The sequence below is a fragment of the Silvimonas amylolytica genome (assembly GCF_014645555.1).
Classification (GTDB): domain Bacteria; phylum Pseudomonadota; class Gammaproteobacteria; order Burkholderiales; family Chitinibacteraceae; genus Silvimonas; species Silvimonas amylolytica.
The window spans coordinates 1,309,744-1,331,133 of record NZ_BMLY01000001.1; the positions used below are offsets into that span (position 1 = coordinate 1,309,744).

A 21,390-nucleotide genomic window follows, 5' to 3' on the forward strand; every position below is an offset into this window, starting at 1 on the left:
GCACAGGGCGTGCACATCAAAAAAAGAAAACGGGTTACGCGCGCAATGTCGCACCACATGTGTGCGCAGCGGCGATCAACGCAGCCACGGCACCTTCGACTTCTTCGTCGGTCAGAGTCTTCTGAGTATCTTGCAACAACACTTTGAATGCAAGGCTCTTTTTCCCTTCCGGGACACCCTTGCCGCGGTAGATATCGAAGAGTTCGATGCCTGTTACCAAGGGTTGCGCAGCGCTTGCAAAAGCCGACTGCAGGCTTGCAAGTGACTGGGCCTCATCGACCACCAGTGCAAGGTCACGACGGACAGCTTGCTGGCGTGTTACCGCCTTGGCTCGCACCGGTGTGACGGCCAGCAATGGCGCAACGTCCAGTTCAAACACGACTGGTGCTTGAACGAGGTCATACGCCTGGACCCACTGCGGATGCAGTTCACCCACCCAGCCAACCACGATGCCGTCGACGACGATATCCGCAGAACGGCCCGGGTGCAGAGCGTTGTGGCTGGCACGACGGAACTCTGCCACGCGTGGGGCAATCAGGGCTTCGACATCAGCTTTGACATCAAAGAAATCGACCGTAGCCTTGGGCGTTGCCCATTGCTCCGGATCACGCATGCCCCAAGCCAGACCGCCAACCTTTTCAGGTTGAACACGATCAGAAACCCCGTGGAATACGCGACCCAGTTCAAACAAGCGTACGCGTTCTGCCTTGCGATTCAGATTGTATTGCAAAGCACTGATCAGACCGCCCAGCAAAGACGAACGCATGACGCTCATCTGGCTGGCGATCGGGTTGATCAGTTTGACCGCGGCGTTGTTGCCGGCCAGTTCACGCTCCCACTTTTCTTCCACAAAGGCGTACGTGATGGCTTCCTGGTAACCAGCAGCCACCAGAATGCGCTTGAGGGCAAACTTGTCGCGGGCATTGCCCGGTTGCGGCAGCATGGCGATACGGCTGCCCGCCGGATTGACCGGAATATTGTCGTAGCCGTAAACACGGGCGACTTCTTCGATCAGGTCTTCTTCGATTTCGATATCGAACCGGAAGCTTGGCGGGGTAACGGTGATGACGTCGCCAGCGAGTTCTGCAGCCAGACCCAGACGTTGCAGCAACGAAAGCACTTCTGCGCCCGGCAAGTTCAAGCCCAGCACGCGGGCAACGCGCGATACGCGCAGTGCAACCGGTTTGCGTTCTGGCAGCGCTGTGGTGGCTTCTACGATGGGGCCAACCTGACCGCCGCAGATATCCACCAGCAACCGTGTGGCTCGCTCCAGCGCTTCACGGGCATAGCCAAAATCCACGCCGCGTTCGAAGCGGTGGCTCGCGTCAGAAGAGAAACCCAGACGGCGGGCCTTACCCGCGATATCCGCTGGCGCAAAGAAAGCAGATTCCAGGAAAACATCGTTGGAGTTGTCGTCGATCTCTGAGTTGGCGCCACCCATGATGCCGGCCAGCGCCACCGGGCGCACGCCATCGGTGATCACCAGCATGTCAGCGGTCAGATCGAGTTCTTTACCATTGAGCAGCGTGAGCTTTTCGCCATCGCGGGCGAAACGCACCAGGATGCCGCCTTGCAGCTTGTTGGCATCAAACGCATGCATCGGCTGACCTTGTTCGAGCATCACGTAATTGGTGATGTCGACCACCGCAGAAATACTGCGGATACCAGAGCGCTCCAGACGCTGCTTCATCCAGACCGGCGTAGCAGCCTGACGATTAATATTGCGCACGACACGACCGGCGTAGCGTGAGCAAGCGGCACCCGCTTCGAGCTTGATGCTGATGGCAGCATCAATCGTCGGCGGGACTGGTTCAATAGCAACCGGAGTTTGAACTGCACCCGTCAGCGCAGCTACTTCACGCGCGATACCGCGGATAGACAAGCAATCAGCACGGTTCGGCGTGAGCTTGAGTGTGAGCAGCGTGTCGTCCAGATTCAGGTATTCGCGAATCGACACACCAACGGGCGCATCGGCCGGCAGCAACAACAGGCCGTCGGACTCTTCGCTGATACCCAGCTCTTTAGCAGAACACAGCATGCCGCTGGACTCAACACCGCGGACTTTGGCTTGCTTGATCTTGAAATCGCCCGGCAACACAGCGCCTACGCGTGCACACGGTACACGTACGCCAGCCGCCACGTTGGGCGCGCCGCACACGATTTGCACCGGCTCGGCTTCGCCAACGTTGACCGTACATACGTTCAGGCGATCGGCATTTTCGTGTTTGGTGACGGTCAGCACCTCGGCCACGATCACTTGCGTGAACGCCGGTGCAGCCGGATCAGCTTCTTCAACTTCCAGCCCAGCCATCGTCAACAGATGCGCCAGCGCTTCGGATTCGAGCTTGGGATTGACCCAGCTACGCAACCACTGTTCAGAGAATTTCATGGTATTCGCCCTGGCTTATTTGAATTGCTGCAGGAATGCGAGATCGTTCTCGAAGAAAAGCCGAAGATCGTTCACGCCGTAATAGAGCATGGCAAAGCGATCCAGGCCAAAACCAAAGGCGAAGCCGGTGTAGACCTCAGGGTCGATACCGACGTTGCGCAACACGTTCGGGTGAACCATGCCGCAACCACCGATTTCCAGCCAGCCGCGTTCACCCAGCACGTCGACTTCGGCCGACGGTTCGGTAAACGGGAAGAACGACGGACGAAAGCGCACTTGCAGATCGTCACGTTCGAAGAAGTTGCGCAGCCAGTCGGTGATGACGGCTTTCAGATCAGCAAACGACACGCCCTCTTCCACCCACAAACCTTCCATTTGATGGAACATCGGGGAGTGAGTGGCATCCGAATCCACGCGATACACGCGACCTGGCGCGACGATCTTGATCGGCGGCTTGTTGTCGAGCATGTAACGCACCTGGATTGGCGAGGTGTGCGTACGCAGGACCAGGGGCTCAGCCGCTGTCGAACCTTCTACATAGAAGGTATCTTGCATGGCGCGAGCCGGGTGATCCTTGGGGATATTCAGCGCTTCGAAATTGTGGAAATCGTTTTCGATTTCCGGACCATCCGCCACGGTAAAACCCAAGGACGCAAACAACGCTTCGATGCGGTGCTGAACGAGGGTGACGGGGTGGAGGCCGCCCTGACCGTGGGTACGACCGGGCAAAGTGATGTCGAGCGCTTCAGCAGCCAGTTGGCGAGCCAGTTTTTCCTGGGCGAGCGCTTCACGACGGGTATTCAGGGTAGCTTCAAACGCCTGGCGGGCTTGATTGACGGTGGCGCCGAAGGTTTTTTTCTCTTCAGGCGACAGCGTGGCCAGCTGTTTGAGTAGCGCGGTGATCGCGCCTTCCTTGCCAACATACTTGGCTTTTACATTTTCCAGTGCGGCGGCTTCACTGGTCGCATTCAGTTCGGCGAGGCCTTGCGCAAGAAGGGCTTGTACGTCCATATCGAATGTCGCGCGTAATCGCGCGCTCCTGCCTGGAAATCAACAATTCTTCGGTCGTGTCCTGATGACTCAAGACCCGTTAACCAATAAAAAAGGGAGGCCGGGAAGCCTCCCTGATCTTGCTAACTGCGATGAGGCGCCACGGCTATTGCAATGGCGCGCTCATTCAATCAGGCAGCGAGGCTAGCCTTGGCGGTTTCAACAAACTTGGCAAAAGCCGGCTTGTCGAACACGGCCAGATCGGCCAGGACCTTGCGGTCCACCTCAATGCCGGCCTTCTTCAGACCGTTCATGAACTTGCTGTAAGCCAGACCCAGTTCACGGGATGCAGCGTTGATACGCGCGATCCACAGTTGACGGAACTGACGCTTCTTCTGACGGCGGTCACGGTAGGCGTATTGGCCAGCCTTCATTACCGCTTGCTTGGCAATGCGGTATACGTTCTTGCGACGGCCGCGATAGCCCTTCGCCAGATTCAGGATTTTCTTGTGACGAGCACGGGCGGTTACACCACGTTTAACGCGAGGCATGGTTCTTCTCCTTTAGTTACGCGTAGGGCAACATCGCACGTACGTGACCCATGTTGGTCGAATCGACCATGCAGGTGCCGCGCAGTTGACGCTTGTTCTTGGTGGTTTTCTTGGTCAGGATGTGGCGCTTGAACGCTTTAGAGCGCTTCACACCACCGCCGCCAAGGACTTTCAGGCGCTTGGCAGCGCCGCTTTTGGTTTTCATCTTGGGCATTTGTATGCTCTCCAAGTATGTTTAGATCCGGCAGAAGGCGCCCTCATAACAAGGGACTTTGAGCCCGCCACCACGCTTTTATTGCGGCTGCTTGTTCCAGCCAGCGGCAAGCCGCTTTCCGAAACATCAGCGGAGGCAACCGCACCCCCGCTTTAAATCTTTTGCTGCGACCGTGAAGAATTACTTCTTCTTGGGCGCCAGCATCATCACCATCTGCCGGCCTTCCAGGCGGGGAAACTGCTCCACCACCGCCAGTTCGACCAGATCGGCCTCAAGTCGCTTCAACTGAGCCATACCGATTTCCTGGTGAGCCATTTCACGACCACGGAAACGCAGCGTGATCTTGGCCTTGTCGCCCTCGCCGAGGAAACGCACCAGGCTTTTCAGCTTGACCTGGTAGTCATTCTCGTCAGTACCAGGACGGAGCTTGATTTCCTTGACCTGGATCTGTTTCTGCTTGAGTTTGGCCGCGTGATCTTTCTTGGACTTCTCGTACTTGTACTTGCCGTAGTCCATGATGCGGCAAACCGGCGGCGTCGCATTGGGCGCAATTTCAACCAGGTCCAGTTCTGCCTCTTCAGCCTTGGCCAAAGCATCGTACAAACTGATCACACCCAGTTGTTCACCTTGGGCATCCTGCAAACGCACTTCGCGCGCGGTAATCTCGCCGTTGATCCGCGGCTCCTTGTCTTGAGCAGCTATCTTGAATTCTCCAAATCATCCAAAAACAAAACCGTGCGAACGGTCCTGGGTGTTGCCTCGTGTAAATCTGGCCAGATCATACTGATCAGGCCAAAGCTTTACAGCAATTCGGTCTTGAGACGCTCAACAAGCGTTTCAACCGTCATTTGTCCGAGGTCTTCACCACTGCGACTACGCACGGCCACCAAGCCACCAGCTTTTTCCTTGTCACCAACAATGAGTTGGTACGGTAAGCGCTGCAAGCTATGTTCGCGAATTTTATAGGTTATTTTCTCGTTTCTCAAGTCCGCCTGTACACGGAAACCTGCTTGAGTGAGTTGTTGGACCACTTCAGCCGCATATTCAGCCTGATGTTCCGAGATATTCATGACCACCATTTGCGTCGGCGCCAGCCACAACGGGAAGGAACCAGCAAAGTTTTCGATCAGAATACCGAGGAAACGCTCCATCGAGCCCACGATGGCACGGTGCAGCATAATCGGCTTCTGACGGCTGTTGTCTTCCGCCACGTATTCCGGACCAAGACGCTCCGGCAGAACGAAGTCCAGTTGCAACGTACCGCACTGCCAGGACCGGCCAATGGCATCCTTGATGTGATATTCGATCTTCGGGCCATAGAACGCACCTTCACCCGGCAACTCTTCCCAAGTCACGCCACAGGCACGCAAAGCTTCGCGCATGCCTTGTTCCGCCTTGTCCCAGCCCTCTTCGCTACCTGCACGTTTTTCCGGACGCAGGGCGAGTTTGATGGATACATCATTGAAGCCCATGTCTTCATACACGCTCATGGCCAGTGCGTGAAAAGACTTGGCCTCTTCAATGTACTGACCTTCAGTACAGAAGATATGCGCATCATCTTGAGTAAACCCGCGCACGCGCATCAGGCCGTGCAAAGAACCGGAAGGCTCGTTGCGGTGGCAGGCGCCAAACTCGGCAAGACGCAACGGCAGGTCACGATAAGAACGCAAGTCACTATTGAAAATCTGCACGTGACCCGGGCAGTTCATCGGTTTCACGGCGTAGGTACGCTTTTCCGATTCCGTGATGAACATGTTTTCCTGGTAGTTTTCCCAATGGCCGGAACGCTCCCACAAAACACGGTCCATCACTTGCGGTGTGCGCACCTCCTGGTAACCCGCCTTGATCAGGCGGCGACGCATGTATTGCTCGACCGATTGCCACAATTGCCAGCCTTTGGGGTGCCAGAACACCATACCGGGTGCCTCTTCCTGCATATGGAAGAGGTCCAGCGCCTTGCCGATCTTGCGGTGATCGCGCTTTTCCGCCTCTTGAAGGCGATGCAGGTAGGCATCCAGATCTTCTTTCTTCGCCCAGGCCGTGCCGTAGACGCGCGTGAGCATCTCGTTCTTCGAGTCACCGCGCCAATAAGCACCAGCCACCTTCATCAGCTTGAAGACTTTCAGCTTGCCGGTAGATGGCACGTGCGGGCCACGGCACAAGTCAGTGAAGTCGCCTTCGCGATACAGGCTCAGGGTCTGGTCGGCGGGGATGGATTCAATGATCTCGGCTTTGTATTTCTCGCCAATCCCTTTGAAGTACGCAACAGCATCATCACGCGAGAGCTCGTACCGCTCAACCGGAATGTCTTGTTTGGCCAGTTCCGCCATTTTCTTTTCAATGGCAGCCAGGTCTTCAGGGGTAAATGGGCGAGAGTAACTAAAGTCGTAGTAGAAACCGTCTTCAATCACCGGGCCAATGGTGACCTGAGCATCAGGAAACAGTGCCTTGACGGCATAAGCCAGCAAGTGGGCGGTCGAGTGACGGATCACTTCAAGACCGTCTGCATCTTTATCGGTCACGATGGCAAGGTTGACGTCATGATCAATTACGTAGCTGGTGTCGACGAGTTTGCCGTCCACCTTGCCTGCCAATGCGGCACGCGCCAGACCGGCACCAATGCTGCCAGCTACACCGGCCACAGAAACCGGTGCGTCAAATTGTCGTTTGGAACCATCAGGAAGCGTAATCGAGATCATGATCTTGTCGCCTTGAATTCGTGTGTTTCAGTCGATCCGGGGATTTGCGGTTGTTCCACCGGAGGAACCGCTTTACAAGCGGCAAAAAAAAAGTGCGGGCAGCGCCGCACTTTTTTATAAAACCAAAGCCATAGCACGGCTACCGCGTTTATTTACCGGTAGTCGTGGTAGTTCGGAACATGGCTTGGTTTCCTTTACTGAATTCGTTGGTAGGCACGATTGGACTCGAACCAACGACCCCCACCATGTCAAGGTGGTGCTCTAACCAGCTGAGCTACGTGCCTGTCGAAGGAAGGCAATCATAGCGGCAACTTCTTTTGTCCGCAAGCCCCTTGTTGAAAAAAACCGGACAACCCGAGTTTGCCCCACCCATACTACCCGGTTGTAACCAAACAAAAAGCCCCGCAACAAGCGAGGCTTTTTGTTTACAGGCCGGGCTTGCGCCAGAAATAACGCCAGACGAACCCAGGCCAGGCCATCACGATGAACAAGGCAGCAGTGGCCACATAGAACCACCAATGCTGCGGCTGCACTGTTGAAACCCGCGCTTCCAGCACACGGGCCACAAGACCCACAGCCAGATACAGCAGTACGAGTTCGAGCAGACGCCAGCCAAAATGCATTCGCAGCACATTGGGCGGCACGACAAATGCAACGCGATCGCTCAGAAATGGCAAATTGGCGGCCAGGGCCGCCAATCCGCAGAGCAGGAGAATCTCCAGCATCTTGATACTTATGCCGGCAGCAGCGAGTGCGCCACAGCAGCAGAGATGAGATACAGCAACCGATCCGGCATCAAACCAATGATCAGCAGCAGCAGACAGTTGACCGACAGCACAACCCGGCTATCCAGACCAGCCACGATCGGGCTCTTGTCTTCAGCGTCGTCAAAGTACATGACCTTGACCACACGCAGATAGTAGAAGGCACCAATCACCGACATCAGCACGGCGTAGATGGCCAGCCAGGTCAGACCCAGATTCACCACGGCTTCCAGTATGGCCAGCTTGGCAAAGAAGCCAACAAACACCGGGATACCTGCCATGGAGAACATGACGAGCAACATCATGGCGGCAAACCACGGGCTGCGCTGGTTCAGACCCTTGAAGTCATCAATACGATCGGCTTCAAAGCCTTCACGCGACAGCAGCATCACCAGACCGAAGCCGGCGGCGGTGGTCAGCATGTAGGTCACGGCGTAGAAGAACGCAGCGGCGTAACCCACCGGCGTACCCACCAGAATACCCAGCAACAGGAAGCCCATATGCGAGATGGTGGAATAAGCAAACATACGCTTGATGTTGGTCTGGGCAATCGCAGTCAAGTTACCGATGGCCAGCGACAGAATAGCCATGACGACCAGCATGCCTCGCCAGTCCTGGACGTAGGCTTCCAGACCTTGGGCCAGAATGCGGATCACAAAGGCAAAAGCAGCAATCTTCGGCGCTGAACCGATCAACTGGGCGATCAGCGTCGGCGAACCTTCGTAAACGTCAGGCACCCACATGTGGAATGGCACAGCACCCAGCTTGAAGCCGATACCCACCACAATGAATACGATGCCGAACACGATCAGCAAATGGTTCACTTCACCGTTCATGACGCGTTGGGCAATAGTCAGAATATCCAGACTATGCGTTGCACCGTACACCATGGACATACCGTACAGCAGCATGCCGGAGGCCAGCGCACCCAGAATGAAGTACTTCATGGCGGCTTCGGTGGCATGTACGTTGTCGCGACGCAGGGCAACCAGCGCATACAGCGACAAGGACAGCAGCTCCAGACCAACGTACAAGGTGACAAAGTTGAGCGCCGAGCTCATCACCATCATGCCCAGCAACGCGAACAAGGTCAGGCTGAACAATTCGCCCTTGTAGATGCCGCGAGCTTCGGCATAGGTTCGACCATAGATCAGTACGAGGGCAACACCCAGCACCATACCCAGCTTGGCAACACCGGCGATTGGATCAGCCACAAACATCCCGCTGAAAGCCAGTTGGACCGGTTGAGCCAGACCATTAACCGTCAAACAGGCGGTGATAGCCAGTGACACGAGCGTCAACAGGTAGGTGATGTGACGCTTGGCGTCGGAAACAAAAAGATCGATCAGCAAAATGACTGACACAGCCACCAGGAGAAAAATCTCCGGTGCGGCAGCCCATGCGTTAAGACTGGTCCAGGTCATGCTCTAAACCCTTATAAATTCGTCAGTGCCATTAATGTGGCTGCTTATTGGGGCAGCTGGGGTACAGCCAGTTTGGGCTGCGAAACATGCCAGATCAGGTCATTGACCGACACGTGCATCAAGTCAGTAAACATCTTGGGATACAGGCCCATACCGAGCACGGTAATCGCCAGAATCACAAGAATCAGCAGTTCACGCTTGTTCACGTCTTTGAGTTCGGCCACGTGATGGTTGGCAACTTCACCAAAAATCACGCGCTTGTACATCCACAGGGTATAAGCAGCGCCGAAGACCAGTGTGGTAGCGGCAAAGAAGGCAAACCAGAAGTTGACCTGGATGGCACCCAACACCACAAAGAATTCACCCACGAAACCGGAAGTTGCCGGCAAGCCCGAGTTGGCCATGGCAAACAACATCATGAATGCGGCGAAAACAGGCATCTTGTTCACAACACCGCCGTAGTCGGCGATTTTGCGGCTGTGCACGCGGTCGTACATGACACCGATACAGAAGAACATCGCGGCAGAGACGAAACCGTGGGAGATCATCTGCACGATCGCGCCTTCCACTGCGAACTGGTTCATCTGGGTGCCACCGGCAAACATGAAGAAGCCCAGCGTTACAAAACCCATATGCGAGATGGACGAATACGCCACTAGCTTCTTCATATCGGTCTGCACCAGCGCAACCATACCGATGTACACCACAGCGATCAGCGAGAACAGCACAAACACCCAGGCATATTCGCGACACGCATCCGGTGCGATCGGGAGGGCAAACCGCAGGAAGCCGTAAGCACCCAGCTTCAAGGTAATGGCAGCCAGCACCATCGAACCGCCAGTCGGCGCTTCAACGTGAGCATCCGGCAACCAGGTGTGAACCGGCCACATCGGCACCTTCACCGCAAAAGCGAAGAAGAAAGCGATCAGCAGGAAGCCCTGGGCCGTCATGGTCAGCGGTACGCGAGCAAAGTCGGCAATCGCGAACGAACCATTGGTCTGACCGTACAGGTAGATGAAGGCGACCAGCGTCAGCAGCGAACCCAGCAGCGTGTACAGAAAGAACTTGATCGATGCGTATACACGGTTCGGACCACCCCAGATACCAATGATCAGGTACATCGGGATCAGCATGGCCTCGAAGAACACGTAGAACAGAATCGCGTCCTGGGCGGCGAATGCGCCGTTGATCAGACCGGACATGATCAGGAACGCGGCCATGTACTGCGCCACGCGCTTTTCAATGACCTGCCAGCCTGCCAGCACCACCATCAGGGTGGTGAAGGAGTTCAGGATCACAAACCATACGGAGAGGCCGTCAACGCCCAGCGCATAGTTGATGTTGAACGTTGCGATCCAGGGTTTGAACTCGGTGAATTGCATGCCGCCGTTCAACGCATCGAAACCGGTGTAAAGCGGAATCGAAACCAGAAACCCCAGCAGCGCGCCGATCAGGGCCAGCCAGCGCGCGGCTGGTGCCTTGTCATCGCCCCCGGTTGCCAGCACCACCACGCCTGCCAGAATCGGCAGCCAGATCGTGAGGCTCAGAAGATTACCCGTCATAGTCTACCTGCTTGTTTTAATTACTCTGAACTACTCGTATATCAACCCAGGATCAGTGCGCCAGCGCCGCCAGAGGCACTGCCAACCAGACCGTGATCAACACCAGTGCGCCAATAATCATGGCAAACGCATAGTGGTAGATGTAACCGGTCTGTACCCGACGAACCAGGAACGCAAACCAGCCGGTGATTTTCGCCAGACCGTTGACCACAAGGCCATCGATCAGGAGCGCGTCACCCACCTTCCACAACACCGTACCAATGGCACGGCCAGCAGCGGCAAAGACGTTGATGAACAAGAAATCCATGTAGTACTTGTTTTCGAGCAGCTTGTTGACGCCGATCGAATTGAAGAACTTCTCGCAAGCTGCGGGCAGTTCAGGCTTGACCATGTAGAACACATAGGACAGCACCACACCGGCAATTGCCAGCCATACCGGCAGACCAACAAAGGCGTGCGCTGCCATGTCAACCCAGCCGTGGAATTCGTGCGCCAGTTCTTCCATCGCCGGGTGGGCTTCTGTATTAACGAACAGCACGCCCTTGAAGAAGTCACCAAAGAGCATCGGCTCGATAGCAATGGCACCGATAATCACCGACGGAATAGCCAGCAGGATCAACGGCAGTGTTACGACCCACGGGGATTCATGCGGCTTGTCGTTCGGGCCCAGACCATGGTGTTCACCATGATCGTCGTGATCATCATGATGGTCGTGCCCATGGCCCTTCTGCATCCAGCGTTCCTTGCCATGGAAGACGAGGAAGTACATACGGAAGGAGTAGAACGCAGTCACGAATACACCAGCTACCACCGCAAAGTACGCAAAACCGGCACCCGGCAAGTGGGAAGCCTTCACGGCGTCGATGATCGAATCTTTGGAATAGAAACCAGCGAAGAACGGCGTGCCAATCAGAGCCAGCGAACCAATCAGCGAGGTAATCCAGGTGATCGGCATGTACTTGCGCAGGCCACCCATGTTGCGGATGTCCTGATCGTGGTGCATACCCATGATCACGGAGCCAGCGCCAAGGAACAACAAGGCTTTGAAGAACGCGTGGGTCATCAGGTGGAACAGGGCGACGGAGTAAGCCGAAGCACCCAGCGCCACCGTCATGTAACCCAGCTGCGACAGCGTGGAGTACGCCACCACACGCTTGATATCATTCTGGATGATGCCAAGGAAACCCATGAACAGCGCGGTAATGGCACCGATCACCATCACGAAGTTCAGCGCGGTATCCGACAGTTCAAACAGCGGAGACATGCGGCTGACCATGAAGATACCGGCTGTCACCATCGTTGCAGCATGGATCAGCGCGGAGATCGGGGTCGGGCCTTCCATGGAATCCGGCAGCCACACGTGCAGCGGGAACTGGGCAGACTTACCCATGGCACCAATAAACAGCAAGATACAAGTGAGTGTCATCAGCGACCATGTATGGCCGGAGATGATGCTCACGGTTTCATTTTGCAGTGACGGTGCTTTGGCAAACACAGCGGCGTAATCCAGCGAGCCGAAGTGGAACAACACCAGACCGATCCCCAGCAGGAAACCGAAGTCACCCACGCGGTTAACCAGAAACGCCTTCATGTTGGCGAAAATGGCAGTCGGACGCTTGAACCAGAAACCGATCAGCAAGTACGAAACCAGACCCACTGCTTCCCAGCCGAAGAACAGCTGTACGAAGTTGTTGCTCATAACCAGCATCAACATCGAGAAAGTAAACAGCGAGATGTAGCTGAAGAAGCGGTTGTAGCCTGGGTCTTCTTCCATGTAGCCGATGGTGTAGACGTGAACCATCAGCGACACGAAGGTCACCACGCACATCATCATCGCCGTGAGTTTGTCCACCAGGAAGCCGACATTGAAGTCGACACCGTTGATGGTCATCCAGGTGTAAACGGTGCCGTTGAAGCTTTCGCCGCCATTGACGAGGTTATTGAGCGTCCAGGCAGAGAGCGCGAATGCAACAGCCACGCCAGCGATGGTCACCGTATGGGCCACCTTGCGGCTGATCGCCCAGCCAAACAGGCCCGCGACCATGGCACCAAACAGCGGCGCCAGCGGAATCAGCAGGTAAATTGTTTTGATATCCATTGTTTGAAATCCGGGTTCGCTTGTTCGTTAGCCCTTCAGGCTGCCAAGGTCTTCAACATTGATCGAGCGCAGATTACGGAACAGCACGACCAGAATCGCGAGGCCGATTGCCGATTCAGCAGCCGCCACCGTGAGAATGAAGAACACGAAAACCTGACCTGAGGCGTCACCCAGGAACTGGGAAAACGCGACAAAGTTCATGTTTACCGCCAACAGCATCAATTCGATGGCCATCAGCAGCACGATCAGGTTCTTGCGGTTCACGAAGATACCGAACACGGAGACCGCAAACAGGATCGCCGAGAGCACAAGGTAATGAGTCAGAGTCAGCACGTTGGGCTCTCCATCAAGCGTTCGGTTGTTGTTCGTCAGCAGCGGCTTCGCCTGCTGCCGGGCGTGCTTCAGCATTCATCTTGACGATACGCACGCGATCATCACGCTTGACTGCAATCTGCTGAGCCGGATTCTGGTACTTGGTGTTCTTGCGTTTACGCAGCGTCAGCGCAATTGCCGTGATCATGCCGACCAGCAGCAGCGCTGCCGCCAACTGGAACGGCAGGAAATACTGGGTATAAATCAGATTACCCAACACGCGGGCATTGTTATAACCCGCTGCCGGCTCTGGCATGTGAGCACCTGGCAGATCAGCAGCCTTGTGCGTCAGAATCATGATCATTTCGACCACCATGATCGCAGCGACAATGACCGCCAGCGGTACGTGCTTCCAGAAGCCCTTGCGCAACTCTTCGAAGTTGATATCCAGCATCATCACCACGAAGAGGAACAGCACCATGACGGCGCCGACGTACACCAGCACCAACGACACAGCGAGGAATTCGGCCTTCATCAGCATCCACAGCATGGCGCCACTGAAGAACGAGAGCATGAGGTACAACGCAGCGTGTACCGGATTCTTGGCCGTGATGGTTGCCAGACTGGCAAGCAGCAGGACGGCCGCGAAAATGTAGAAAATAACGACAGAAGTCATGACGTTGTTCTATCCCTTGTCTCGATCCGCTTAGCGGTAACGGGCGTCAGCCGCCTTGTTGGCCGCAATCTGGGTCTCGTACTTGTCACCTACGGCCAGCAGCATCGGCTTGGTGTAGTACAGATCGCCACGCTTCTCGCCGTGATATTCCAGAATGTGGGTTTCCACAATGGCGTCAACCGGACAGGCTTCTTCGCAGAAACCGCAGAAGATGCACTTGGTCAGGTCAATGTCGTAACGCGTGGTACGGCGGGTGCCGTCGTCGCGCTGGTCAGACTCAATGGTAATGGCCATCGCCGGGCAAACTGCTTCACACAGTTTGCAGGCAATGCAACGCTCTTCACCGTTGGCATAACGACGCTGGGCATGCAGACCACGGAACCGCGGGCTGATCGGGGTTTTTTCTTCCGGAAACTGCACCGTGATCTTGCGCTGGAAGAAATAACGCCCGGTGAGCATCAGACCCTTGACCAGCTCAACGAGCAGGAAGGTCTTGAAAAAATTGGAAATTCTATCCATGTCTGTATCCTCGCCTTACTTCCACAGCGACAGCGGTGTTTGCATCCACGCGCCGACAACGACAATCCACACCAGCGTAACCGGGATGAACACTTTCCAGCCCAGACGCATCAACTGGTCATAGCGGTAGCGCGGGAAAGTAGCCCGGGCCCACAGGAAGAAGAACAGCATCAGCGCACACTTGAGGAACCACCAGATGAAGCTCGGGGCGCCCAGGAACGGTACGCTCGACGGGAACGGCGACAACCAGCCACCCAGGAACATGACCGTGGCCATGGCCGAGATCAGAATCATGTTCATGTATTCGGCCAGGAAGAACAGCGCGAAACTCATGCCCGAGTATTCGATCATGTGACCGGCCACGATTTCCGATTCGCCCTCGGTCACGTCAAACGGGGCACGGTTGGTTTCAGCCAGACCCGAAATGAAGTAGATGACGAACAACGGCAGCAGCGGCAACCAGTTCCACGACAAGATGGAACCACCGGCAACGCCGTGCCCTTGCTGGTTCACAATGTCGGTCACGTTCAGGCTACCCGACACCATCATCACGCCGATCAGCGCAAAGCCCATCGCCAGTTCGTACGACACCATCTGCGCGGCGGCGCGCATGGCACCCAGAAACGCATACTTGGAGTTGGACGCCCAACCGGCAATGATCACGCCGTAGACGCCCAGCGAAGTAATGGCCATGACGTACAACAGACCAATGTTCACGTCAGCCAGTACCAGACCCGGGAAAAACGGGATCACGGCCCAGGCGGCCAGCGCCGGCATCAGCACCAGAATTGGCGCCACAAAGAACAAACCTTTGCTGGCTGCGGACGGAGCAATGATTTCTTTCAACAAGAGCTTGAGCACGTCAGCAAACGGCTGCAGCAAACCCAGCGGACCGACGCGGTTCGGGCCCACGCGGATCTGCATGTAGCCGATCACCTTGCGCTCGGCGTAGGTCATGTAGGCCACGCTCAGGATCAATGGCACGGCAATGGCCACGATCTTGAGCAGCGTCCAGATCACGAATGCGACGTTATAGCCCCACTCCTGACCGAGCAGCGATGCAAACAAATGTGTCAACAGTTCCATTATTGTTATCGCCCTTATGCTTTGACGACTTGCAGCGCTGCTGCGGCATCAAGATGACGGGTCAGCGGATGGGCCGCGGCGATACGCACAACATCGTTCAGCAGCGCATCATCCTGAGCCACAACGAGTTCAGCTTCGCCACCCTGTACAACCTTGGCCTTCTCGCCCGCAACCAGACCCAGTTGGGCAATGGTGGCAGCGTTGGCGCGCAGGGTTGCGGCAGCTTGAGCATCGACAGTGGCTTGCAGGCCTGGTGCACGACGGGTCAGCGCATCAATCTGGTACAGCGGCACCTCGGCCAGACGAGTCAGACCGGATACAGCCACGGACTTCACGTTGACGGCCTTGGCCGGCGCGTTGTTGAGCTTGCCTTCGATACCGGCGGACAGTGCTTCATCACGTACTTCTTCGGACGAGGCAAACTCGAAACCTTGCAGACCCAGGAGGTTGCCCAGAACACGGAACACCTTCCATGCCGGACGGGTTTCACCCAGCGGACGCACCACACCGTTGAAGCTTTGCGGGCGGCTTTCCAGGTTGATAAACGTGCCGGAAGTCTCGGAGAACGGGGACACCGGCAGAATGACGTCGGCGTAGTCGTAAGCGCAGGACTGGAACGGCGAGAGCACAACCACCATCTCGGCTTGCTCGACAGCAGCTACAGCCTTCGGTGCGCTTGCGGTATCGAAGTCAACTTCGGCACCCAGCACCACGTAGGCTTTCTTCGGTTGGGCAAACGCGTCTGCCATGGTGTTAAAGCCGATCAACTGAGCGCCGACGCTATTCGCACCGCCATTCAGGATACCCAGCTTGCCACCAGCCAGTTCGGCGATCGCAGCGACCACCGCGTGCAGTTCTGCAGCGCGAACGCCTTCAGTAGCCAGACTACCCAGCAGCACGCCCACTTTCTCGCTGGCCACCAGGGTGGTTGCGATCAGTTTGGCTTGTTCAGAAACGGTAATACCGGAAGCATCGATGTGCGCTGGAACGGCAACGCCCTTCTGCTCTGCTACCGACACCAGCACTTCCAGCGCGCCTTCGACCAGTTGATCCGGGCGAGTGGTTACGCTGCCATGCAGGTTGGTCAGCATGTCGTCGTTATGCGGGTTCACCACCGACAGCTTCATGCCGTGCTTGACCGACTGGCGCAGACGTTGTGCCAGCAGCGGCTGCTCTTTGCGCAGCGTGGAGCCCACCACCAGGATGGCGTCGTTGTCGGCCAGTTCCACAATGCTTTGACCCAGCCATTGCACACCGGCGGTGGCAAAAGCGGCATCTTGCTGACGCAGGTTAGCGGCGGTGTTCTTCACGCCCAGTGCACCCGTCAGTTTTTTCAGCAGGAACAGTTCTTCCAGTGTTGAGGACGGCGAAGCCAGAGCAGCCACGCTGTCGGCACCGTGTTCTTCGATCACGGACTTCAGGCCATTAGCGACGTATTCCAGCGCGACGGTCCAATCCACTTCCTGCCATGCGCCGCCTTGCTTGATCAGCGGCTTTTGCAAACGCTCGTTGCTGCCCAGCGCTTCGTAAGAGAAGCGATCACGGTCAGACAACCAGCATTCGTTGATACCTTCGTTTTCCAGCGGCAGAACACGCTTGACCTTGTGGTCCTTGACCTGAACGATCAGGTTGGAACCCAGGCCGTCGTGCGCGCCTACCGACTTGCGACGGGACAACTCCCACGTACGGGCAGAGAAGCGGAACGGCTTGGAAGTCAACGCGCCCACCGGGCACAGATCGATCACGTTGCCGGAGATTTCTGAATTGACGGTCTTGCCAATGAAGGTCATGACCTCGGTATGTTCACCGCGGCCCGGCATGCCCAGTTCCTGGAAGCCGGCGATTTCTTCAGTGAAGCGCACGCAACGGCTGCAGTGAATACAGCGAGTCATGTCGGTCGAGATCAGCGGGCCCAGGTTCTTGTTGGTCACTGAGCGCTTTTCTTCTTCATAGCGCGAACCGGATTGACCATAACCCACGGCCAGATCCTGCAGCTGACACTCACCGCCCTGGTCACAAATCGGGCAATCCAGCGGGTGATTGATCAGCAGGAATTCCATGACGCCCTGCTGTGCCTTCACGGCGGAGTCGGAGTGCGTCCAGACCTTCATACCGTCGGTGACAGGCGTCGCACAGGCGGGCAGCGGCTTGGGCGCTTTCTCAACCTGAACAAGGCACATCCGGCAGTTGGCCGCAATAGACAGTTTCTTGTGGTAGCAGAAGTGCGGGATGTAAACGCCGACCGAATTGGCCGCGTCCATCACGGTGCTACCACCGGGAACTGTCAGTTTGTTACCGTCGATTTCAACTTCCAGCATATCGAGCGATCCAGTTTATTCTTAAAAAGTCTTGGTCAATCGAACTCGCCTGCGTATTTCGTTCCCGTCCGATGCTCGCAATCCTCATGGACATCAAGTCCATTCCGGTTGCTGTGCTTCGGGCGAAAACGAACTACTTTGGCGCCTTCGCCTGACTACCGTCCAACGTCTCGGGCTCAGTAACCCGGAGCAATACAGCGCTTGTTCTCGATGTGGTATTCGAACTCGCTGCGGAAGTGCTTGAGCATGCCCTGCACCGGCATCACAGCGGCGTCGCCCAGCGCACAAATGGTGCGGCCGGCGATGTTGCCACCTACGGACAGCAGCAGATCCAGGTCTTCCGGACGGCCCTGACCGTGTTCGATGCGGTGAATCACGCGATACAGCCAGCCAGTACCTTCACGGCACGGCGTACATTGACCGCATGACTCTTCAAAGTAGAAATACGACAGACGTTCCAGCGCCTTGACCATGCAGGTGTCTTCGTCCATGACGATCACCGCGCCAGAACCCAGCATCGAACCCGCTTTGGAGATCGCGTCGAAGTCCATCGTGGTGTTCATCATGATCTCGGCCGGCAGTACCGGTGCGGAAGAACCACCCGGGATCACAGCCTTGAGCTTCTTGCCGTTACGCATGCCGCCAGCCAGTTCCAGCAGTTCAGAGAACGGCATACCCAGCGGCACTTCATAGTTGCCAGGACGGTTCACGTGACCGGAAATGGAGAACAGCTTGGTGCCACCATTGTTCGGCTTGCCCAGTTCCAGGAACTTCTGGCCGCCGTTACGCACGATGTACGGTACCGAGGCGTAGGTCTCGGTGTTGTTGATGGTGGTCGGCTTGCCATACAGACCAAAACTGGCCGGGAACGGCGGCTTGAAACGCGGCTGGCCTTTTTTGCCTTCCAGCGATTCCAGCAACGCGGTTTCTTCGCCGCAGATGTAAGCGCCGTAACCGTGGTGTGCGTGCAGTTCAAAGTCGAAACCGCCACCCAGGATGTTGTTGCCGAGGAAACCCGCCTTGCGGGCTTCTTCCAGCGCTTCTTCAAAGCGCAGGTAGGCTTCAAACACCTCGCCGTGGATGTAGTTGTAACCGACCGTGGCGCCCATGGTGAACCCGCCGATGATCATGCCTTCGATCAGCGCGTGCGGGTTGTACTTGATGATGTCCAGGTCCTTGAAGGTACCCGGTTCGCCCTCATCAGTATTACAGACCAGGTATTTTTGACCCGGAAAGCTGCGCGGCATGAAGGACCACTTCAGACCGGTCGGGAAGCCTGCGCCACCACGGCCACGCAGGGCCGAGGTTTTCATTTCGGCGATGACGGCATCTTGCGTCATCTTCTCGTTTACGATCTTTTGCAGGGCCGCATAGCCACCGCGTTTTACATATTCTTCGAGACGCCAGCTATCGGGATTCTCGAAATCGACGTCCTCAAACACGACGCCTTTGACGAAAGTTGCCATTTATTCGAGCTCCGCCAGTTTCTTGTCGATTGCTTCAGGCGTCATGTGCTTGCACATGCTGTGGTTGTTGTGGAGCATCACCGGGGCGTAACCGCAGGCCCCCATGCACTCCCCTTCCATCAGCGTGAATTTGCCGTCAGTGGTGGTTTCGCCGTAACCAATACCCAACTTTTGTTGCAGGTATTTGCCAGCGTCGGCACCACCCGACAAAGCACAGGGCAGATTGGTGCACACAGTGATCTTGTGCTTGCCGATCGGCTTGAGCTGGAACATGTTGTAGAACGTGGCCATTTCATACGCCGCGACCGGAGGTTGCTCCAGATAGTGGGCGATGAACTCAATGGTTTCGTTGGACAACCAGCCCTTTTCAATCTGGGCGATACGCAGCGCGGACATGAGCGCCGAGCGCTTTCTGTCGGCCGGATACTTGGTCAGTTCACGGTCGATCTGCGCGAGGGATTCCGGGGACAACATCAGCGATCCACCTCACCAAATACGATATCTTGCGTGCCAATAATGGCCACGACGTCGGACAGCATGTGGCCGCGCGACATTTCGTCGAGCGCGGACAAATGCACGTAACCCGGAGCACGGATCTTCATGCGGTACGGCTTGTTGGCGCCATCCGAGACCATGTAGATACCGAATTCACCCTTCGGGTGTTCCACGGCGGCATAGGCTTCGCCTGCCGGCACGTGCATGCCTTCAGTAAACAGCTTGAAGTGGTGGATCAGCTCTTCCATGTTGCTCTTCATGCCAACACGGGACGGCGGCGCCACCTTGAAGTTGTCAGTAATGACCGGACCTTGATTGGCACGCAACCAGGCAACGCACTGCTTGATAATGCGGTTGGACTGGCGCATTTCTTCAACACGAACCAGATAACGGTCATAGCAGTCACCGTTCTTGCCCACCGGAATATCAAAATCCAGCTTGTCGTAGACTTCGTAGGGCTGCTTCTTGCGCAAATCCCACTCGATACCCGAACCACGCAGCATGGCGCCCGTCAGACCCAGCGCCATGGCGCGCTCTGGCGAAACCACACCAATACCGACGGTACGTTGCTTCCAGATACGGTTATCCGTCAGCAGGGTTTCGTATTCATCGACATAGGTCGGGAAACGGTTGGTGAAGTCTTCGATGAAGTCGAGCATCGAACCTTCGCGGTTTTCGTTCAGACGCTTGATGGCCGCGGCATTGCGCACCTTGGATGCCTGGTACTTCGGCATCTCTTCCGGCAGATCGCGGTAAACGCCACCCGGACGGTAGTAAGCAGCGTGCATACGGGCGCCAGATACAGCCTCGTAGCAATCCATCAGATCTTCACGTTCGCGGAAGGCATACAAGAAGATGGTCATCGCGCCGCAATCCAGGCCGTGCGCGCCGATCCACATCAGGTGGTTCAGAATCCGGGTGATTTCATCAAACATCACACGGATGTATTGCGCACGCAGGGGCACTTCCAGACCCAGCATCTTCTCAATGGCCATGCAATAAGCGTGCTCGTTGGACATCATCGACACATAGTCGAGACGGTCCATGTATGGCAGGGCTTGCAGGAAAGTTTTGTACTCAGCCAGCTTTTCGGTGCCGCGATGCAAGAGGCCGATATGCGGATCAGCACGTTCAACCACTTCACCATCAAGCTCCAGCACCAGACGCAGCACGCCGTGCGCAGCCGGGTGTTGCGGGCCGAAGTTCAGGGTGTAATTACGGATTTCAGACGCCACCGTAGTTCTCCTCGCGAATGATGCGCGGTACGGTTTCGCGCGGTTCAATGGTGACCGGTTGGTAGATCACGCGGGATTGTTCCGGGTCGTAACGCATTTCGACGTAGCCCGACAGCGGGAAGTCTTTGCGGAACGGGTGACCGACAAAACCATAGTCAGTCAGGATGCGGCGCAGGTCCGGATGGCCTTGATAGATAATGCCGTACAGGTCGAACGACTCGCGTTCAAACCAGTTCACAGCAGGCCAGATATCGATCAGGGAATCGATCACCGGAAAATCGTCGTCCGCACAGAAACTACGCAGGCGCAGACGGACATTGTGGGTGTAAGACAAGAGGTGCGCGACGGAAGCAAAGCGCAGGCCGGACCATTGGCCATCACCATATGCGCTGTAATCCACACCGCATACGTCCACACAGGCTTCAAAGCGCAGATCAGCGTGATCACGCAGCAGCGTGGCCGCTTCAATCAGCCTGGCGGCCGGGACTTCCAGGGTCACTTCATCGAGCGCAAGGGAGATTTTGCTGATGCGCTCATCACCCAGCACACGCTTGATGTCATCAATCAGTTGGTTCAGTGTTTTTGCCACGAC

General features: G+C 56.3%; 19 protein-coding genes and 1 tRNA gene. All 20 read right to left on the reverse strand.

What is annotated here, in order from left to right; all coding sequences use genetic code 11:
* Positions 1-34: 34 nt before the first annotated feature.
* Complete coding sequence (gene pheT, locus IEX44_RS05730; RefSeq protein WP_188690068.1) at positions 35-2,389, reverse strand: phenylalanine--tRNA ligase subunit beta; 2,355 nt, start codon at positions 2,387-2,389, stop codon at positions 35-37.
* 15 nt (positions 2,390-2,404) lie between these two features.
* Positions 2,405-3,400: a phenylalanine--tRNA ligase subunit alpha gene (gene pheS / locus IEX44_RS05735; protein WP_188690071.1), complete on the reverse strand. Its 996-nt coding sequence runs from the start codon at positions 3,398-3,400 to the stop codon at positions 2,405-2,407.
* Positions 3,401-3,570: 170 nt separating this feature from the next.
* Positions 3,571-3,930: a 50S ribosomal protein L20 gene (rplT, locus tag IEX44_RS05740; protein ID WP_184102295.1), complete on the reverse strand. Its 360-nt coding sequence runs from the start codon at positions 3,928-3,930 to the stop codon at positions 3,571-3,573.
* Between the two features lie 16 nt (positions 3,931-3,946).
* The gene (rpmI, locus tag IEX44_RS05745; RefSeq protein WP_184102296.1) at positions 3,947-4,144 is read right to left on the reverse strand and encodes a 50S ribosomal protein L35; all 198 of its coding nucleotides are present in this window, start codon (positions 4,142-4,144) and stop codon (positions 3,947-3,949) included.
* Positions 4,145-4,324: 180 nt separating this feature from the next.
* On the reverse strand, positions 4,325-4,846 hold the full coding sequence (infC, locus tag IEX44_RS05750; RefSeq protein ID WP_188690475.1) for a translation initiation factor IF-3: 522 nt from the start codon (positions 4,844-4,846) through the stop codon (positions 4,325-4,327).
* A gap of 98 nt (positions 4,847-4,944) precedes the next feature.
* Positions 4,945-6,843: a threonine--tRNA ligase gene (gene thrS / locus IEX44_RS05755; protein WP_188690073.1), complete on the reverse strand. Its 1,899-nt coding sequence runs from the start codon at positions 6,841-6,843 to the stop codon at positions 4,945-4,947.
* 207 nt (positions 6,844-7,050) lie between these two features.
* A tRNA-Val gene (locus IEX44_RS05760) sits at positions 7,051-7,127 on the reverse strand.
* A 141-nt stretch (positions 7,128-7,268) separates the two neighbouring features.
* Complete coding sequence (locus IEX44_RS05765; RefSeq protein WP_188690076.1) at positions 7,269-7,568, reverse strand: DUF2818 family protein; 300 nt, start codon at positions 7,566-7,568, stop codon at positions 7,269-7,271.
* Between the two features lie 8 nt (positions 7,569-7,576).
* Entirely contained in the window at positions 7,577-9,031 is a 1,455-nt protein-coding gene (nuoN, locus tag IEX44_RS05770) for an NADH-quinone oxidoreductase subunit NuoN (protein ID WP_188690079.1), read from the reverse strand.
* Positions 9,032-9,075: 44 nt separating this feature from the next.
* Positions 9,076-10,593: an NADH-quinone oxidoreductase subunit M gene (locus IEX44_RS05775; protein WP_188690084.1), complete on the reverse strand. Its 1,518-nt coding sequence runs from the start codon at positions 10,591-10,593 to the stop codon at positions 9,076-9,078.
* A gap of 52 nt (positions 10,594-10,645) precedes the next feature.
* The gene (gene nuoL, locus IEX44_RS05780) at positions 10,646-12,691 is read right to left on the reverse strand and encodes an NADH-quinone oxidoreductase subunit L (RefSeq protein ID WP_188690087.1); all 2,046 of its coding nucleotides are present in this window, start codon (positions 12,689-12,691) and stop codon (positions 10,646-10,648) included.
* Positions 12,692-12,718: 27 nt separating this feature from the next.
* Positions 12,719-13,024, reverse strand: a complete 306-nt coding sequence (nuoK, locus tag IEX44_RS05785) for an NADH-quinone oxidoreductase subunit NuoK (RefSeq protein WP_229678771.1) — start codon at positions 13,022-13,024, stop codon at positions 12,719-12,721.
* A gap of 13 nt (positions 13,025-13,037) precedes the next feature.
* The gene (locus IEX44_RS05790; protein WP_188690093.1) at positions 13,038-13,679 is read right to left on the reverse strand and encodes an NADH-quinone oxidoreductase subunit J; all 642 of its coding nucleotides are present in this window, start codon (positions 13,677-13,679) and stop codon (positions 13,038-13,040) included.
* 30 nt (positions 13,680-13,709) lie between these two features.
* Positions 13,710-14,189: an NADH-quinone oxidoreductase subunit NuoI gene (nuoI, locus tag IEX44_RS05795; protein WP_229678794.1), complete on the reverse strand. Its 480-nt coding sequence runs from the start codon at positions 14,187-14,189 to the stop codon at positions 13,710-13,712.
* 24 nt (positions 14,190-14,213) lie between these two features.
* Complete coding sequence (gene nuoH / locus IEX44_RS05800) at positions 14,214-15,287, reverse strand: NADH-quinone oxidoreductase subunit NuoH (RefSeq protein WP_373287770.1); 1,074 nt, start codon at positions 15,285-15,287, stop codon at positions 14,214-14,216.
* An 11-nt stretch (positions 15,288-15,298) separates the two neighbouring features.
* Complete coding sequence (gene nuoG / locus IEX44_RS05805; protein WP_188690102.1) at positions 15,299-17,602, reverse strand: NADH-quinone oxidoreductase subunit NuoG; 2,304 nt, start codon at positions 17,600-17,602, stop codon at positions 15,299-15,301.
* Positions 17,603-17,778: 176 nt separating this feature from the next.
* Positions 17,779-19,068: an NADH-quinone oxidoreductase subunit NuoF gene (gene nuoF, locus IEX44_RS05810; protein ID WP_188690106.1), complete on the reverse strand. Its 1,290-nt coding sequence runs from the start codon at positions 19,066-19,068 to the stop codon at positions 17,779-17,781.
* Positions 19,069-19,542 (reverse strand): NADH-quinone oxidoreductase subunit NuoE, encoded by a 474-nt coding sequence (nuoE, locus tag IEX44_RS05815; RefSeq protein WP_188690109.1) that lies wholly within the window; start codon positions 19,540-19,542, stop codon positions 19,069-19,071.
* On the reverse strand, positions 19,542-20,798 hold the full coding sequence (locus IEX44_RS05820) for an NADH-quinone oxidoreductase subunit D (RefSeq protein ID WP_188690114.1): 1,257 nt from the start codon (positions 20,796-20,798) through the stop codon (positions 19,542-19,544). Before IEX44_RS05820 ends, nuoE begins: the two co-directional genes overlap by 1 nt.
* Positions 20,788-21,387, reverse strand: a complete 600-nt coding sequence (locus tag IEX44_RS05825) for an NADH-quinone oxidoreductase subunit C (protein ID WP_188690117.1) — start codon at positions 21,385-21,387, stop codon at positions 20,788-20,790. Before IEX44_RS05825 ends, IEX44_RS05820 begins: the two co-directional genes overlap by 11 nt.
* Positions 21,388-21,390 lie beyond the last annotated feature (3 nt).

Excerpts from the sequence above, each read along its gene's own strand:
- thrS (WP_188690073.1), bottom strand. The coding sequence starts at position 6,843 with ATGATCTCGATTACGCTTCCTGATGGTTCCAAACGACAATTTGACGCA.
- IEX44_RS05775 (WP_188690084.1), bottom strand. The coding sequence starts at position 10,593 with ATGACGGGTAATCTTCTGAGCCTCACGATCTGGCTGCCGATTCTGGCA.
- rpmI (WP_184102296.1), bottom strand. The coding sequence starts at position 4,144 with ATGCCCAAGATGAAAACCAAAAGCGGCGCTGCCAAGCGCCTGAAAGTC.
- IEX44_RS05765 (WP_188690076.1), bottom strand. The coding sequence starts at position 7,568 with ATGCTGGAGATTCTCCTGCTCTGCGGATTGGCGGCCCTGGCCGCCAAT.
- pheS (WP_188690071.1), bottom strand. The coding sequence starts at position 3,400 with ATGGACGTACAAGCCCTTCTTGCGCAAGGCCTCGCCGAACTGAATGCG.
- nuoE (WP_188690109.1), bottom strand. The coding sequence starts at position 19,542 with ATGTTGTCCCCGGAATCCCTCGCGCAGATCGACCGTGAACTGACCAAG.
- nuoF (WP_188690106.1), bottom strand. The coding sequence starts at position 19,068 with ATGGCAACTTTCGTCAAAGGCGTCGTGTTTGAGGACGTCGATTTCGAG.
- nuoN (WP_188690079.1), bottom strand. The coding sequence starts at position 9,031 with ATGACCTGGACCAGTCTTAACGCATGGGCTGCCGCACCGGAGATTTTT.
- nuoG (WP_188690102.1), bottom strand. The coding sequence starts at position 17,602 with ATGCTGGAAGTTGAAATCGACGGTAACAAACTGACAGTTCCCGGTGGT.
- IEX44_RS05790 (WP_188690093.1), bottom strand. The coding sequence starts at position 13,679 with ATGACTTCTGTCGTTATTTTCTACATTTTCGCGGCCGTCCTGCTGCTT.
- nuoL (WP_188690087.1), bottom strand. The coding sequence starts at position 12,691 with ATGGATATCAAAACAATTTACCTGCTGATTCCGCTGGCGCCGCTGTTT.
- rplT (WP_184102295.1), bottom strand. The coding sequence starts at position 3,930 with ATGCCTCGCGTTAAACGTGGTGTAACCGCCCGTGCTCGTCACAAGAAA.
- pheT (WP_188690068.1), bottom strand. The coding sequence starts at position 2,389 with ATGAAATTCTCTGAACAGTGGTTGCGTAGCTGGGTCAATCCCAAGCTC.